The organism is Nocardioides houyundeii (assembly GCF_002865585.1).
Classification (GTDB): Bacteria; Actinomycetota; Actinomycetes; order Propionibacteriales; family Nocardioidaceae; genus Nocardioides; species Nocardioides houyundeii.
This window is the reverse complement of sequence record NZ_CP025581.1, coordinates 2,986,839-3,002,118: the sequence shown is the minus strand read 5'-3', so window position 1 is coordinate 3,002,118 and position 15,280 is coordinate 2,986,839. Positions and strand designations below refer to the sequence as shown.

Here is a 15,280-nt window from a genome sequence, read left to right as displayed (position 1 = left end):
GTCAGGGGCGACCCCGGGGCGGTATCAGCGCGCGAGCGCTCGCGACCCTCCCGAGCCGTAGCGGCGCGCCGGGTTAGCGCCGATGCCGGGCTGGGCGGCGTCGCCTGTGGACTTCCCCGCGGCGCGCTTCTTCGCAGCGGCCTTCTTTGCTGGGGCCTTCTTCGCCCTGCTCTTCCTCGCCGGCGCGGGGCGGGCCGACCACTGGTCGAGCCACTCGTCCAGCACCCGCCAGGTGCTGTGGCGTGCCTGGCGCCCGGTGAGCATCCCCAGGTGGCCCCCGGGCACCATCTCGAAGCGGACCTCCTCGGCGCCGGTGAGCAGGGGGATCCCGGCGCGGATCGAGGCGATGGGGGCGATCCCGTCCGTGAGCCCCCCGAAGAGCAGGACCGGGGCGCTGATGTCGGCGACCCGGATGGTCCGGCCGCCGAGCTCGAACTCGCCCTCGGCGAAGCCGTTGGCCCGGATGAAGCGGTGGTAGAGCTGTCCGAAGGTGCGGCCCGGGTAGGCGGCCATGTTGGCGACGAACCGGTCCACCGCCTCGAGTTGGGAGAGGTACTCGGCATCGTCGAGGTGCTGCACGGTGACCAGGGGTCGGGTGAGGATCTTCTGGACGCTGGTGAGCTGGAAGGCCCAGCGCACCAGGGGCTGCGGCGCGCCACCCAGGGCCTGGTAGAGCCGGTTGACCGGACCCCCGGCCGCGGTGAGGTTGAGCAGCGGGCGCACCGGGGCCACCAGGGGCACCTTGCGCACGTCGAACGGCGTCCCCAGCACCGTGAGCGAGGCGATCGGCAGTCCGGGCCGGTCGGCGGCGGCGAGTAGGGCGAAGATGCCGCCGAGGCTCCAGCCGACCACGTGCACCGGGCGTCCTCCCGCGTGCCGGGAGACCTCCTCGACGGCGCTCGGCAGCACCTCCTCGACCCAGTGCTCCATGCCCAGGTTGCGGTCGCGGAAGGAGACCGGGCCGTACTCCACCAGGTACGTCAGCCGCCCGCCCGCCACCAGGTGCTCCACCAGCGAGCACCCACGGCGCAGGTCGTAGCAGATCGCCGGGGCAGCCAGCGGGGTCACCAGTAGCACCGGGTCGCCGTGCTCGGGCCTGCCGGCCTCGGGACGGTAGTGGTAGAGCTCGCGCAGCTCGCCCTCGTCGATCAGGGTGCGGGGCGTGGGCCTCAGATCCGCCAGGCCGCCGTAGAGCATCATGCTGGCGACGTTGCCGGCCGCGGAGACGACCTGACCGGGCTTCGGGATCAGATCCATGGCCCCGAATCTAGCCCGCCGACGGGTGCTGGACGCCGGTCGGCTCGACAAGTCTTGGGCGCTGCGACTAGACACGAGCCATGAAGCGGATGAGCAGATGAGCTGGCGTGGAGCAGCAGGCGTGGCGGCCACGGCGCTGGGCGGGGTGGTCGCCTACGACCTGACGCAGAAGAAGCACGCGATCCTGCGCAACTTCCCGGTGGTCGGTCACTTCCGCTACTGGGCGGAGACGGTCGGGCCCGAGCTGCGGCAGTACATCGTGACCAGCAACGACGAGGAGCGCCCGTTCAGCCGGGACCAGCGCCGGTGGATCTATGCCAGCTCCAAGCTGGAGAACAACTACTTCGGCTTCGGCACCGACAACGACGTCGAGCAGGTCTCGGGCTACCCGATCATCAAGCACCGCACCTTCATGGGCTCCGGCGCGGTGACCGCGCCGCACGGCGAGGAGGGGGTCTCGGTGCCCTCGGCCAAGGTGCTGGGCGGACCTCGCGGACGCACCCACGCCTTCCGGCCCCGCTCGGTGGTCAACGTCTCCGGGATGAGCTTCGGTGCCCTGTCCGGCGCGGCGATCGAGGCGCTGAACCGCGGCGCCGAGATCGCGGGCTGCCTGCAGAACACCGGCGAGGGCGGGCTGTCGCCGTACCACCGGGCGGGCGGCGAGCTGGTCTTCCAGATCGGTACGGCGTACTTCGGCTGCCGCGACGAGCACGGCAACTTCGACCTCGGCCGCCTCAAGGACATGGTGCAGTCGGCCCCGGTCCGGGCGATCGAGGTCAAGCTCTCCCAGGGCGCCAAGCCCGGACTGGGCGGGATGCTGCCGGGGGAGAAGGTCAGTGCCGAGATCGCGGCGATCCGCGGTATCCCGGAGGGCCAGGACTGCGCCTCCCCGAGTCGGCACACCGCCTTCGACGACGTCGACTCCCTGCTGGACTTCGTCGAGCTCGTGGCGAGCGAGACCGGGCTGCCGGTGGGCATCAAGTCGGCCGTGGGCAACATGGAGTTCTGGGACGAGCTGGGGGAGGAGATGTCCGACCGCACCCGGGGCGTGGACTTCGTCAACATCGACGGCGGCGAGGGCGGCACCGGAGCGGCGCCGATGATCTTCGCCGACTCGGTCGCCTACCCGTTCCGGGTCGGGTTCAGCCAGGTCTACCGGCGCTTCGCGGAGGCTGGGCTGACCGACGAGGTGACCTTCATCGGCGCGGGAAAGCTGGGGCTGGCCGAGAACGCGCTGGTGGCCTTCGCGCTGGGTGCCGACATGGTCAACGTGGGCCGTGAGGCGATGATGGCGGTCGGCTGCATCCAGGCCCAGAAGTGCCACACCGACCACTGCCCGGTGGGGGTGGCCACCCAGAACCCGCGCTACACCCGGGGGCTGGACGTGGGGCTGAAGCAGCAGCGCCTGGCCAACTACGTCGTCTCGTTGCGGCGCGACCTGATCAAGGTCTCCGAGGCGGTCGGGGTGCCGCACCCGGGGTTCATCTCGGTCGCCGACATCGACATCCTCGACGGCCAGCGCAGCGCCGTCTCGCTGGCCGACGTCTACGGCTACCGCCCCGGCTGGGGCGAGCTCTCCGGTCCGCTGAAGGAGGACCTGCTGGCGGTGATGGCGGCCCCGCACGCCACCACCTTCGCCTGAGCTCAGCTCGCGGTGCTCAGCTCTGGGAGACCGGGCGCACCGTCTTGCCGTGGTCGCGGCGCACCGAGGACAGCTCCTCGAGGAAGCTGTCCGCCCAGGCCTTCACGTCGTGCTCGACCACCGTCTTGCGCATCGCCTTCATCCGGCGCGCGAGCTCCCGGGGGAGGCGTTGTAGGCGTCGAGGAGGGCGGCCTTCATGCCGTTGATGTCGTAGGGGTTGATCAGCCAGGCCTGGCGCAGCTCGTTGGCGGCGCCGGCGAACTCGGAGAGCACCAGCGCGCCCTGGCCGTCGAAGCGGCAGGCGATGTACTCCTTGGCGACCAGGTTCATGCCGTCCCGGAACGGCGTGACGACCATGATGTCGGCGGCCCGGTAGAGGGCGGCCATCTCCTCGCGCGGGAAGGAGGAGTGCATGTAGGAGATCGCCGGGCTGCCGATCTTGCCGAGGTCGCCGTTGATCCGACCCACCAGACGGTCGATCTCGTCGCGCAGGATGCGGTACTGCTCGACCCGCTCCCGCGACGGGGTCGCGACCTGGACGAAGACCGCGTCCTCGACGTCGAAGTGCCCGTCGGCGAGCAGCTCGCTGTAGGCCCGCAGTCGGGCGTAGATGCCCTTGGTGTAGTCGAGCCGGTCGATGCCGAGGAACACCTTCTTGGGGTTGCCCAGCGCCTCGCGGATCTCCTTGGCGCGCTGCTCCACCCCCTCGGAGCGGGCGAGCTTCTCGAAGTCGGCGGCGTCGATGGAGATCGGGAACGCCGCCGCGCGCACGGTCCGGCCGTCGGGCAGGTAGACCAGGTCGCGGTGCGTCTTGTGGCCCACGCGCTGGCGCACCAGGCGGATGAAGTTCTGGGCCCCGCCGGCCAGCTGGAAGCCGATCAGGTCGGCACCGAGGAGCCCCTCGAGCACCTGACGGCGCCACGGCAGCTGCTGGAAGAGCTCGGTGGGCGGGAAGGGGATGTGCAGGTAGAAGCCGATCCGCAGGTCCGGCCGCAGGTCGCGCAGCATCTGCGGCACCAGCTGCAGCTGGTAGTCGTGCACCCACACGGTGGCGTCCTTGGCGGCGACGGCAGCGGCCTTCTCGGCGAACCGCTGGTTGACCCGGACGTAGGACTCCCACCACTCGCGGTGGAACTCCGGCTTGGCCACGACGTCGTGGTAGAGCGGCCACAGGGTGGCGTTGGAGAACCCCTCGTAGAACTCCTCGACCTCGTCGGCGCTCAGGTGCACCGGGACCAGGTCCATGCCGTCGGCCTCGAACGGCTCGAGGTCCTCCTCGGTGCCGCCGGGCCATCCGATCCAGGCTCCGTCACTGGCTCGCAGCACCGGTTCCAGGGCGCTGACCAGCCCCCCGGGGGAGCGGCGCCAGCCCGGCGTGCCGTCGGGCTGCTCGAACCGGTCGACGGGCAGTCTGTTGGCGACGATGACGAGATCGGCGGAGCCTGTGGAGGTCACGTCCACACCCTAGTGGGCGGCACCGGCGTCCGGTTCGCGGACGTGTATGACCGGTGCCGCGGGCTCCCGGTTGGATGTTCTCGCCACGGGTCTGCCGCGACTCGGCGAAGCGAATGACATCGGTGTGGTTCGTCGCCTACAGTGGGGCGAGCACGGCACGGACACGTCAGCAGATCCAGGGGAGACACGCACATGGACGCCGCGAACGCCCTCCACGGTCACGAGGAAGAGCCGACCCGCGGTCTGAGCGAGCGCGACAGCAAGATCCTGGAGTTCGAGCGCCACTGGTGGAAGTACGCCGGCGCCAAGGAGCAGGCCGTCCGCGACGAGTTCGACATGAGCTCGACCCGCTACTACCAGGTGCTCAATGCGCTCATCGATCGCGAGGAGGCCCTCGAGGCCGACCCGCTCCTGGTACGTCGTCTGCGCCGGCTGCGCTCCCAGCGTCAGCGCCAGCGCTCTGCCCGCCGTCTCGGCTTCGAGGTCTGAGATGAGCCGTCGCCGTGACGAGCGCGGGGTCGCGTTCCCGTCCCCGCTGGTCATGCTCAGCATCATCGCGATCGCGATGGCCGGCATCGCCTTCGTGGCCACCAAGGACCGCCCGGCCGAGGAGCGTCGCGTGGAGACGGTCTCGCGGGCCGAGGACCCGGCGGTCGACCCGACCGTGACCGAGCCGCCGGCCCCCGAGGTGCCGGAGGTGACCCCGACCGTGGAGCCCGAGCCGGTGATCGAGCGCGGCAAGGTCTACGTCGAGGTCTACAACAACTCGGGGATCCGCGGTCTCGCCGCCAGCACCGCCGCGAAGGTCAGCGGGGCCGGATGGCAGGTCGTCGGGTCCGACAACTGGTATGGCACCGTCCCCGGGACCACCGTCTACTTCCCCAAGCGGCTCAAGGCCGAGGCCGAGCTCCTGGCCCTCGACCTGGGCGTCCAGCGGGTGCAGCCGGCCGTCTCACCGATGAAGCTCGACCGCCTCACTGTCATCCTGACCGGCTGAGTCTGGTTGAGTGGGGGCATGGAGTTCCCCACCCCGGAGGTGGCGGCGCTGTACGCCGATCTCGTGCGCGTCGCCCCAGAACTGGTGATCGGGCTCGACTTCGACGGCACCCTGGCCCCGATTGTCGAGGACCCGACACAGGCGCACATCCATCCTGACGCCCCCGAGCTGCTGGTCGAGCTCGCCGAGCTGGTCGGCGGCATCGCCGTGATCACCGGTCGGCCCGCCCGTCAGGCGCTCGCGCTGGGAGACCTGGACGAGATCGGCACCCGGATCGCCGACATGGGCAAGGAGTTCGTGGTGCTCGGCCAGTACGGCAACGAGCGCTGGAGCTCCCGCGAGCGGCGGGTCGTCTCCCCTCGCCCGCCGGCGGGACTGGCGGCCTTCCTGCGCGAGGTGCCCTGGCTGTTGCGCCGGGCCGAGGCCGTCGGGGCGTACGTCGAGCAGAAGGGCCTCGCAGTGGCGCTGCACACCCGGCGGCTCGACGACCCGGCCACGATCTTCGCGCGGCTCGTGCCGGTGGTGCAGGAGGTGGCGGGTCGGCACGGGTTGACCGTCGAGCCGGGCCGTCTGGTCGTCGAGGTCAGGGCCCCGGGCATGCACAAGGGGATGGCGGTGGCCGGCCTGGTGGAGCGCCTCGGTGCCGGCGGGTTCCTCTTCGCCGGCGACGACCTGGGCGACATCGAGGCCTTCAACCAGGTCCGGGACCTGCGCTCGGCGGGGATGCCGGCGATGGTGGTGTGCTCCGACGGCGGTGACGGGCCGGACATCCTCAACGAGCTCGCCGACCTGGTGGTCGACGGCCCCGACGGCGTGCTCGCCCTGCTGCGGCAGCTGAGGGACGACATTGCGTCCTCGAGACGGCAAGGACCCGTTTCCCCCGCCTGAGCGCCAACATGTGGGACGCGTGTGCACATTCTGAGACGGCGTCGTACGCTCGTGCCAGCTCATCAAGAGGGACTGAGGGAACGGCCCGAAGAAGTCCCGGCAACCGCCGCGAGCCTCCTGGCGACATAGTCGCCAGTCGCGGAAACGGTGCTAATTCCGACTCGCGCGAGGTCCGTGCGGGGCAGATGAGAAGGAGGTCCTTCATGAGCGCCGCGACCACTGAGTCCGCCACCCCGAGCACCACCCCGTTCCTGCGCGAGGGCGCCTTCGGTCATGCGACCGGGCTCTCCTGCCGGGAGTGTGGCCACAAGATCGAGCTCGGTCCGCACTACGCCTGTCCGGAGTGCTTCGGCCCGCTGGAGATCGCCTACGACTTCCCCGCCGTGACGCGGGAGCAGATCGAGGCCGGCCCGGCGAACATCTGGCGCTACAAGGCACTGCTGCCGGTGCCGGACGACATCGAGCAGAGCCCGAACATGGAGCCCGGGTTCACCCGGCTCCTCAAGGCCCACAACCTGGGGCGCGAGCTCGGCATCGACAACCTGTGGGTCAAGGACGACTCGACCAACCCCACGCACTCGTTCAAGGACCGCGTCGTGGCCTGCGCCCTGAGCGCGGCCCGGGAGTTCGGCAGCAAGGTCTTCGCCTGCCCCTCCACGGGCAACCTGGCCAACGCGGTGGCGGCGGCCGGAGCGCGGGCCGGGATGAAGACCGTGGTCTTCATCCCGAGCAACCTGGAGCGGGCCAAGCAGGTCAACTCCGCCGTCTACACCGACTCGCTGGTGGCCGTCGACGGCAACTACGACGACGTCAACAAGCTCGCCTCCGAGATCGCCGGCGAGGAGGAGGGGTGGGCGTTCGTCAACGTCAACGTGCGCCCCTACTACGCCGAGGGGTCCAAGACGCTGGGCTACGAGATCGCCGAGCAGCTCGGCTGGCGGCTGCCGGACCAGATCGTGATCCCGGTGGCCTCGGGCTCCCAGCTGACCAAGGTCGACAAGGCGTTCCGTGAGCTGGTCAAGCTGGGCCTGGTCGAGGACAAGCCCTACAAGGTCTTCGGCGCCCAGGCCACCGGCTGCTCGCCGGTGAGCGTGGCCTTCAAGGGCGGCACCGACGCCATCCGTCCGGTGAAGCCGGACACCATCGCCAAGAGCCTGGCCATCGGCAATCCCGCGGACGGCATCTACGTCCTGGACGTCTGCCGGCGTTCCGGGGGAGCGGTGGAGGACATCGACGACGACGCCGTGCGCGACGGCATCCTGCTGCTGGCCCGCACCGAGGGCATCTTCACCGAGACCGCCGGTGGCACCACGGTCGGCGTGCTGAAGAAGCTGGTCGAGACCGGCCAGCTGGACCCCACCCTGGAGACCGTGGTGATCAACACCGGGATGGGCCTGAAGACCCTGGACGCCGTCTCCGACCGGGTGGGCCCTGCGGCGACCATCCCCCCGACGTACGCCGCCTTCGCCGCCACCGGGCTGACCGAGGAGAATGTGAACCGATGAGCGTTTCCGTCCGAATCCCCACCATCCTGCGCACCTACACCGGGGGCGACTCCGAGGTCAGCGCCGAGGGTGCGGACCTGGCCGGCGTGCTGGACGACCTGGATGCGAAGTTCCCCGGCATCAAGGGGCGCGTCCTCGACGAGGCCGGCAAGCTGCGTCGGTTCGTGAACGTCTACGTCGGCAACGACGACGTGCGCTTCCTGGACAACCTTGCGACGCCCACCCCGGACGGCACCCAGATCTCCGTCATCCCCGCGGTCGCCGGGGGCTGAGCAAGGGATGTCCTCAACCATCGGTGCCTGGTGCCGATGGGAGACACGGGTCGCCGCCGTCCGTCTAGGTCTCGACCCGGACGTCGACGGGGAGGTCTCGGATGGGGGTGCGTGCGCGGCTGCTCCCTGTCCTGGTCCCCGTCCTGGTCTCGCTGGCCCTGGTGGCCGGCACCGGCGTGCTGGTCGCCGCCGTCCCGTCGACCGCGTCGGTGCCCGCTGTCCCGTCCGTCCGCGCGGAGGTGGCGTGGTCGACCCAGGACTGGTCCGAGGCGTTCTCGCTGACCCAGGCCAGCTGGAGTCAGCACGAGTTCGTCGGGCATCCCCTCGACACCACCTTCGACGACTCCGGTGCGGTGTGGACGCTGGGGGAGTTCACGATGGCGGTGGGGCGCTCCGTCGGCGCGAAGGCCAAGCGGCACGACATCCCGCTCGCGACCTACCGGGAGAGCAGGGCGATCCTCGACTGGACCCGTCCCTTCGGCTCGTCCTGGGGCGGACACCGGGCCGCGAGCGAGCTCGGCGAGGCAATTGTCTCCACCCCTGACAGCGTCTGGGTCTCGCTCGGGGGACAGCAGGGTGGGGGCCAGGGGAACCACTCGATGCTGGTGCGCTACTCCACCACCGCCCCCTTCGCCGCCTGCGCGGTGCCGCTGCCGGGTGACAACAACCAGGTCATCGGCCTGGCTCACGACACCCGCCGGGACCGGATCTGGTTCGCCGAGAGCGCCGGCGACCACCAGCGCCGCGGCAAGTACTCCACGATCGGCTGGGTCAAGGCCTCCGGCCTCGGTGCGCGGTGCCAGAACTCGCTGGACTTCGGCGGCGACCCCAGGATGGCGCCCGACGAGATCGAGCGGGTCCGGGCCGCCGCCCAGGTGAGCGTCGACGCACTGGCCTGCACGCCGACGCAGGAGGGCGACGAGGCGGCCGACTGCGTGCACCACGGCTCCAGCACCCTCCCACCCGGGGCCACGCACCTGGCCTTCGACGCCGAGCTCGACGCGCTCTGGTTCACCAACTGGGCCGATCGCAGGCTGCGCCGATACGACCCCGCCAGCAACACCCTGACCGCGACGTACCACCCGCCGGCCACCTCGCTCAAGGAGTTCGAGAGCGTGGCCTGGCAGATCGCCGTGGACGAGGGGGCCGTCTACTACAACGAGTACGGCGGCAACCGCATCCTGCGCCTGGACAAGGCCACCCTGGAGTGGAGCACCGTCGACCTCCCCGTCGACCGGGACCTGCAGACCCACAGCATCACCCGGGACGGGGACACCCTGTGGTTCACCCTCTCCGACGAGGACTTCGACTCCTCGAGCCAGATCGGCTCGGTCGACCTGGACAGCTGGGCGGCCGGAGGTCCCGTGGCTGCCACCCTGTACGACGGGTGGGAGTCGTTGGCGATGTCGTCCGGAGCTCCGTATGGCAACCGGCACTCCTTCCGCGGCATCGACGTTCACGACGGGAGAGTGGCGGTCACCGACCACGGGGACATGCAGACCCTGGTGCTCGGGCCGCCGGGCGAGGAGCCGACACCGGAGCCGACGCCGGAGCCCTCGGTCGAGCCCACGCCGGAACCGACGCCTGAGCCGCACGTCGACCCTTCGGTCGAGCCGACGCCGGAGCCGACGCCGGAGCCGACGCCCGAGCCGACCCCCGAGCCGTCGCTCGAGCCGTCGCCCGAGCCTTCGGGCGAGCCGTCGCCCGAGCCTTCGGGCGAGCCGTCGCCCGAGCCTTCGGGCGAGCCGTCGCCCGAGCCTTCGGGCGAGCCGTCGCTCGAGCCGACCCCCGAGCCTTCGGGCGAGCCGACCCCCGAGCCTTCGGGCGAGCCGACCCCCGAGCCTTCGGGCGAGCCGACCCCCGCGCCGACGCCGGAGCCGACGCCGGAGCCGACGCCGGAGCCGACGGTGGACGCGGCCCCGATGCCCCAACCCACCAGCACCCCCGCTACCGGGCCGACCGTCGCGCCGCCGCCGGTGCCGACGGTCGACCCCGCGGCGGCGGTCTCCTTGCTGCTCACGCCGTGGACCTCGTGGTTCACCTCACCGGATCCGGCGAGCTCCCAGCAGCAGGCGGCGCCTCCGGCCACCACCAAGACGACCGATAAGGACGCGGTGGCGAAGAAGCGGGCCAAGGCCCAGCGGCTCAAGGCCAAGAAGGCCAAGAAGAAGCTCGCCAAGGCCAAGGCCAAGGCCAAGGCCAAGGCCAAGCGAGCACGGGCGAAGGAGCAGAGGATCAGCACCCGGGCGGCTCGAGTGGCAGCCGCCTTCGAGGCCGCGCCACTGGTGTCCCGCGCCACGGTGCAGCGGGGCCCGGGCGAACCCACCGACGGGCACGGCCTGCCGGCCTCGACCACGCCGGCCACCGGAGCCGCCGGACGACTGAGGATTCTCGAGCGCCACTAGGCTGGCGCGATGCCCGGTGAACCCTCGACGCAGCGTCCTCTCTCCGACCTCGACCTCACCGAGCTGGCCGAGCACTTCGGCACCGACAAGTGGGGCGTGCACCGGTACACCCCGCACTACCAGCGGCACCTGGAGCACCTGCGGGACACCGAGTTCACCCTGCTCGAGATCGGCGTCGGCGGCTACGCGCGCAGCCGTCAGGGCGGTGCGTCGCTGAAGTCCTGGAAGTGGTTCTTCCCCCGGGCCAACATCGTCGGCCTCGACATCGAGGACAAGTCGTTCGTGGACCGCAACCGGATCACCACCTACCGGGGCGACCAGACCGACGAGGCGGTGCTGCACCGCATCGTGGCGGAGCAGGGCGTGCCGCTGGTCGTCGTGGACGACGGGTCGCACGTGCCGGCACACATTCGCAGGACCTTCGAGATCCTCTTCCCGCTGCTGCCCGAGGGGGCGGTCTACGCGATCGAGGACACCCAGACCTCCTACTGGCCCGAGTGGGGCGGGCAGGAGGACCGGCACGCCCGGGGCACCACGATGGACCTGGTCAAGGACCTGATCGACGGTCTCAACCACGAGGAGTACGTCGTGGCGCACCAGCCGTCGTACACCGACAGGTGGGTGAAGGCGGTGCACTGCTTCCACAACCTGGTGATCATCGAGAAGGGCGCCAACCTCGAGGGCACCAACAAGTGGACGGTGCTCGCGGAGCGGTATCCCGACGGCGCTCCAGCGGACCGTCCGAACGGTCACGAGGTCTAGACCGTTCGGGCCATCTTGGCTCGTTTGCGCTCCGCCCGGACGCCCGCGTTCCTAGTGTGTCGACGATGCGCTGTACCCGTCGGTAGTCGAGCTGCCCGGGGACTCCTGCGCCGGACGCCAGAGGGAGCAACATGTCGATTCGTGCCAGACGCCACGATGAGCGGGGTGCGGCCGCGGTCGAGTTCGCGCTGATCATGCCGATCCTGTTCATGCTGTGCTTCGGCATCATCGACTTCGGCTATGCGATCAACCGCCACTCGGTGATCAACAACGCCTCCCGCGACGCCGCGCGCGAGGCGAGCCTGGGTGGCACGAAGGCCCAGATCGTGGCGGCCGCCAACGAGAGCCTCGGCAACCTCGCGGGCGCGACGGTGGTCGTGTCGTGCAAGAAGCCGACCGGCGGGGCCTGCGGCAGCAACTACGACACCGACGCGGTGTCCAACGGCTGGGCGGTCGTCACGGTGAAGTACACCCACACCATGATCACGCCGATCAGCTACCTCTTCGGGAACTCCATCAACCTCGACCGCACCGCGCAGATGAGGATCGAATGACCATGAGTGCTCCCTGGATCCTGTCCCGCCTGGTCGACGCACGGCGCAACCGTGAAAAGGAGCGCGGCGCCGTCGCCGTGATCACCGCTGTCCTGGTGGTGCTGCTCTTCGCGATGGCGGCGGTCGGGGTGGACATCGCCAGCCAGGTCTCCTCCAAGCAGCGCCTGCACGACACCATGGACATGGCGGCCCACGAGGCGGCCTTCAGCCTCTCCACCAGCGGGTCTGCGGCTCTGGCCGCGGCGGTGGCCACCGCGAAGGCCGCGGACCCCGACTCCAGCCCGGAGGGCAAGCTCTACTGCGTGGTGGCCTCGACCGGGTCTCCGCTGGTGCCGGACTGGACCCAGATGCCGGCCACCTGCAGCCCGGGTGCGGCCACCCCGTACAACGCCACCAACTACAAGAAGAAGACCGCGAGCGTGGACGGCTGGACCTGCAACGAGGCCATCTGCGCCGTCCCGTGCCATGCGACGCAGGGCAAGTGCAACACCATCTCGGTGTGGGACAGCAAGCTCGTGGACTACAACTTCGCCCCGGTGATCGGGTTCGACCAGGGCAACACCGGGGTGGTCGTCTCCACGGCCTGCGCCGGGTCCTGCGGGACGTCGATGCCCAACCCCATGGACGTGGTGATCCTCGCGGACCGGACGCAGTCGATGAGCGACCCCAACCGCAGGGCCATGGTCGACGGCATCGAGGGGGCGTTGAAGACGATGAACCCCCTGATGCACTACGTCTCTCTGGCGACGATCCACAAGTCCAAGAAGACCGACATCAACTGCCTGACCGACCCGTACGACTTCACGTTCACCGGGCCTGCGCAGGGCCGTAACGAGAGCGACTCCGCCTACGCGGCCCGGGTCAACACTCAGGTCCAGGTTGACGTCGTGAAGGGGGAGTGGGTTGCCGTCCCCTTCAGCAACAACTACTTGACAAGTGCCACCACTCCCACGCTCAACTCGGCCAGCCAGCTGGTGAAGTCAATCGCCTGCATGCGCAACGAGTATTCCTCGCCCAACTTCAGGACCCACCTGGCCAGTGCGCTCAAGGGAGCGGCGCGCTACCTGCTGGGGTACGACCTCAACAACCTGGCTTCGCTCCCGACCACCCGTCCCGGGACGGTCCGCAAGGCCATCATCTTCGAAACCGACGGCAAGCCGCAGGAGGTCCTCAACAAGGACAGCAACGGACTCAGCTTGACCGTGCCGGGTGACATGGGCGTGGGAGGCGAGAACAACGAGCAGATCAAGCAGGCCTGCAAGAACTTCACCGACATCGCCGCCCAGACCAAGAACGCCGGACCCATCATCATCACGGTCGGTTTCGGCGACGCCAACACCGCCAGGTGCGGCAACAGCACCACGCACCCCTACGTCCGTGACGCCCTCGCTGCCGCTGCCTCGCCGCACCCGGGGACGGGGGCGGCGTCCAGGGCCGACAGCGACTGCAGCACCACGGCGGAGAAGACCACCGAGAACGGCGACGGGGACTTCTACTTCTGCGCCTCCAACGGATCCGAGCTCGGTCCGATCTTCCAGACCGCGCTGGGCTCGCTCTCCGGGGGGATCAAGCTGATCCGGCTGCCCGCCTGAGGGTGCCTCTCGCGCACGTCCCCGGTCCGCTCGTCGGGCCGGGGGCGTTTGCACTCTCCGGGGTCGAGTGCTAAACATGACGTTGGCACTCTTATGATGAGAGTGACAAACACGGACTGGTGACGTTGAGGTCCGAAGCGCCGGCGGGAAGGGTCCGCCGGGCAGCCGGATCGTCCGTCGCGGGCAACCCGCCAGCGCCGTACCCCCGAACTCCCAAAGGAATCGCAGGAGTCATGCCTAAGCTGATTGCTTTCAACGAGGAGGCCCGCCGCGGTCTCGAGCGTGGAATGAACACGCTCGCCGACGCGGTCAAGGTCACGCTCGGCCCCAAGGGTCGCAACGTCGTGCTCGAGAAGAAGTGGGGCGCCCCCACCATCACGAACGACGGCGTGTCCATCGCCAAGGAGATCGAGCTGGAGGACCCGTACGAGAAGATCGGGGCCGAGCTCGTCAAGGAAGTTGCCAAGAAGACCGACGACGTCGCCGGTGACGGCACGACGACCGCCACGGTCCTCGCCCAGGCGATGGTCCGCGAGGGCCTGCGCAACGTGGCCGCGGGTGCGAACCCGATGGGCCTCAAGCGCGGCATCGAGGCCGCTGTCGACGCTGTGTCCGCACAGCTGCTCAGCATGGCCAAGGACGTCGAGACCAAGGAGCAGATCGCCTCGACCGCGAGCATCTCCGCGGCTGACACCACCGTCGGCGAGATCATCGCCGAGGCGATGGACAAGGTCGGCAAGGAAGGCGTCATCACCGTCGAGGAGTCGAACACGTTCGGCCTCGACCTCGAGCTCACCGAGGGCATGCGGTTCGACAAGGGCTACATCTCGGCCTACTTCGTCACCGACCCCGAGCGCATGGAGACCGTGCTGGAGGACCCCTACATCCTCATCGCCAACTCCAAGGTCAGCAACGTCAAGGACCTGCTGCCCCTGCTCGAGAAGGTCATGCAGTCCGGCAAGCCGCTGGTCATCATCGCCGAGGACGTCGACGGCGAGGCCCTGTCCACGCTGGTCGTGAACAAGATCCGTGGCACCTTCAAGTCCGTCGCCGTCAAGGCCCCGGGCTTCGGTGACCGCCGCAAGGCCATGCTGCAGGACATCGCCATCCTCACCGGTGGCCAGGTCATCTCCGAGGAGGTCGGCCTCAAGCTGGAGTCGGCCGGCATCGAGCTGCTGGGCCAGGCCCGCAAGGTCGTCATCACCAAGGACGAGACCACCATCGTCGAGGGCTCCGGTGACACCGCCCAGATCGAGGGCCGGGTCAACCAGATCCGCGCCGAGATCGACAAGTCGGACTCCGACTACGACCGCGAGAAGCTGCAGGAGCGCCTGGCCAAGCTGGCCGGCGGTGTCGCGGTGATCAAGGTCGGCGCGGCCACCGAGGTCGAGCTCAAGGAGCGCAAGCACCGCATCGAGGACGCCGTTCGCAACGCGAAGGCTGCCGTCGAGGAGGGCATCGTCGCCGGTGGCGGCGTGGCGCTGGTCCAGGCCGGTGCCGAGGCGTTCACCAAGCTCGAGCTGACCGGCGACGAGGCCACGGGTGCCAACATCGTGCGCGTCGCCATCGAGGCCCCGCTCAAGCAGATCGCGATCAACGCCGGTCTCGAGGGTGGCGTCGTGGCGGAGAAGGTGCGCAACCTGACCCCCGGCCACGGCCTGAACGCCGCGAACGGCGAGTACGTCGACATGATCGCCGAGGGCATCATCGACCCGGCGAAGGTGACCCGCTCGGCACTGCAGAACGCCGCGTCGATCGCCGCCCTGTTCCTGACCACCGAGGCCGTCGTGGCCGACAAGCCGGAGAAGGCTGCCCCGATGGGCGGCGACCCCACCGGCGGCATGGGTGGCATGGACTTCTGATCCGCCAGCAACACCGCACCACAGCACCATCGGCAGGGCCTCGGTCTCACGACCGGGGCCCTGTCGGGCATTTGGGGGAGCGAGGCCGG

Annotated in this window: 12 protein-coding genes, 1 pseudogene and 1 riboswitch; of the genes and pseudogenes, 11 read left to right on the top strand and 2 right to left on the bottom strand. The window is 69.7% G+C overall.

Annotated elements, in window-relative coordinates; all coding sequences use genetic code 11:
• Positions 1 to 24: 24 nt before the first annotated feature.
• Positions 25 to 1,257: an alpha/beta fold hydrolase gene (locus C0R66_RS14340; protein ID WP_101525283.1), complete on the bottom strand. Its 1,233-nt coding sequence runs from the start codon at positions 1,255 to 1,257 to the stop codon at positions 25 to 27.
• Positions 1,258 to 1,354: 97 nt separating this feature from the next.
• On the opposite strand from C0R66_RS14340, the gene C0R66_RS14335 reads away from it, so the two are divergent.
• The gene (locus tag C0R66_RS14335) at positions 1,355 to 2,899 is read left to right on the top strand and encodes an FMN-binding glutamate synthase family protein (RefSeq protein WP_101525282.1); all 1,545 of its coding nucleotides are present in this window, start codon (positions 1,355 to 1,357) and stop codon (positions 2,897 to 2,899) included.
• A gap of 16 nt (positions 2,900 to 2,915) precedes the next feature.
• Here C0R66_RS14335 and C0R66_RS14330 read toward each other — a convergent pair.
• Positions 2,916 to 4,360 (bottom strand): annotated as a pseudogene (locus C0R66_RS14330) (alpha,alpha-trehalose-phosphate synthase (UDP-forming)).
• 186 nt (positions 4,361 to 4,546) lie between these two features.
• Between C0R66_RS14330 and C0R66_RS14325 the strand changes: the two are divergent.
• The 10 genes from C0R66_RS14325 (at position 4,547) to groL (ending at position 15,191) form a co-directional block, all read left to right on the top strand.
• Positions 4,547 to 4,843: a DUF3263 domain-containing protein gene (locus C0R66_RS14325; RefSeq protein WP_101525281.1), complete on the top strand. Its 297-nt coding sequence runs from the start codon at positions 4,547 to 4,549 to the stop codon at positions 4,841 to 4,843.
• 1 nt (position 4,844) lies between these two features.
• On the top strand, positions 4,845 to 5,351 hold the full coding sequence (locus tag C0R66_RS14320) for a LytR C-terminal domain-containing protein (protein WP_101525280.1): 507 nt from the start codon (positions 4,845 to 4,847) through the stop codon (positions 5,349 to 5,351).
• A gap of 18 nt (positions 5,352 to 5,369) precedes the next feature.
• Complete coding sequence (gene otsB, locus C0R66_RS14315) at positions 5,370 to 6,239, top strand: trehalose-phosphatase (RefSeq protein ID WP_101525279.1); 870 nt, start codon at positions 5,370 to 5,372, stop codon at positions 6,237 to 6,239.
• Between the two features lie 56 nt (positions 6,240 to 6,295).
• Positions 6,296 to 6,431, top strand: a riboswitch (SAM riboswitch).
• An 11-nt stretch (positions 6,432 to 6,442) separates the two neighbouring features.
• Positions 6,443 to 7,744, top strand: coding sequence for a threonine synthase (gene thrC / locus C0R66_RS14310; RefSeq protein WP_101525278.1), 1,302 nt, complete (start codon positions 6,443 to 6,445; stop codon positions 7,742 to 7,744).
• On the top strand, positions 7,741 to 8,016 hold the full coding sequence (locus C0R66_RS14305; RefSeq protein ID WP_101525277.1) for a MoaD/ThiS family protein: 276 nt from the start codon (positions 7,741 to 7,743) through the stop codon (positions 8,014 to 8,016). Before thrC ends, C0R66_RS14305 begins: the two co-directional genes overlap by 4 nt.
• A 101-nt stretch (positions 8,017 to 8,117) precedes the next feature.
• Positions 8,118 to 10,421 (top strand): hypothetical protein, encoded by a 2,304-nt coding sequence (locus C0R66_RS14300; protein ID WP_101525276.1) that lies wholly within the window; start codon positions 8,118 to 8,120, stop codon positions 10,419 to 10,421.
• Positions 10,422 to 10,430: 9 nt separating this feature from the next.
• On the top strand, positions 10,431 to 11,183 hold the full coding sequence (locus C0R66_RS14295; protein ID WP_101525275.1) for a methyltransferase: 753 nt from the start codon (positions 10,431 to 10,433) through the stop codon (positions 11,181 to 11,183).
• A 131-nt stretch (positions 11,184 to 11,314) separates the two neighbouring features.
• Positions 11,315 to 11,737: a TadE/TadG family type IV pilus assembly protein gene (locus C0R66_RS14290; RefSeq protein WP_101525274.1), complete on the top strand. Its 423-nt coding sequence runs from the start codon at positions 11,315 to 11,317 to the stop codon at positions 11,735 to 11,737.
• Between the two features lie 2 nt (positions 11,738 to 11,739).
• Positions 11,740 to 13,329: a TadE/TadG family type IV pilus assembly protein gene (locus C0R66_RS14285; RefSeq protein ID WP_158648055.1), complete on the top strand. Its 1,590-nt coding sequence runs from the start codon at positions 11,740 to 11,742 to the stop codon at positions 13,327 to 13,329.
• Between the two features lie 233 nt (positions 13,330 to 13,562).
• A complete protein-coding gene (groL, locus tag C0R66_RS14280; RefSeq protein ID WP_101525272.1) occupies positions 13,563 to 15,191 on the top strand; it encodes a chaperonin GroEL in 1,629 nt (542 codons plus the stop codon).
• Positions 15,192 to 15,280: the final 89 nt, after the last annotated feature.

Coding starts and splice junctions, on each gene's coding strand:
- C0R66_RS14340 (WP_101525283.1), bottom strand. CDS start 1,257: ATGGATCTGATCCCGAAGCCCGGTCAGGTCGTCTCCGCGGCCGGCAAC.
- C0R66_RS14335 (WP_101525282.1), top strand. CDS start 1,355: ATGAGCTGGCGTGGAGCAGCAGGCGTGGCGGCCACGGCGCTGGGCGGG.
- C0R66_RS14325 (WP_101525281.1), top strand. CDS start 4,547: ATGGACGCCGCGAACGCCCTCCACGGTCACGAGGAAGAGCCGACCCGC.
- C0R66_RS14320 (WP_101525280.1), top strand. CDS start 4,845: ATGAGCCGTCGCCGTGACGAGCGCGGGGTCGCGTTCCCGTCCCCGCTG.
- otsB (WP_101525279.1), top strand. CDS start 5,370: ATGGAGTTCCCCACCCCGGAGGTGGCGGCGCTGTACGCCGATCTCGTG.
- thrC (WP_101525278.1), top strand. CDS start 6,443: ATGAGCGCCGCGACCACTGAGTCCGCCACCCCGAGCACCACCCCGTTC.
- C0R66_RS14305 (WP_101525277.1), top strand. CDS start 7,741: ATGAGCGTTTCCGTCCGAATCCCCACCATCCTGCGCACCTACACCGGG.
- C0R66_RS14300 (WP_101525276.1), top strand. CDS start 8,118: ATGGGGGTGCGTGCGCGGCTGCTCCCTGTCCTGGTCCCCGTCCTGGTC.
- C0R66_RS14295 (WP_101525275.1), top strand. CDS start 10,431: ATGCCCGGTGAACCCTCGACGCAGCGTCCTCTCTCCGACCTCGACCTC.
- C0R66_RS14290 (WP_101525274.1), top strand. CDS start 11,315: ATGTCGATTCGTGCCAGACGCCACGATGAGCGGGGTGCGGCCGCGGTC.
- C0R66_RS14285 (WP_158648055.1), top strand. CDS start 11,740: ATGAGTGCTCCCTGGATCCTGTCCCGCCTGGTCGACGCACGGCGCAAC.
- groL (WP_101525272.1), top strand. CDS start 13,563: ATGCCTAAGCTGATTGCTTTCAACGAGGAGGCCCGCCGCGGTCTCGAG.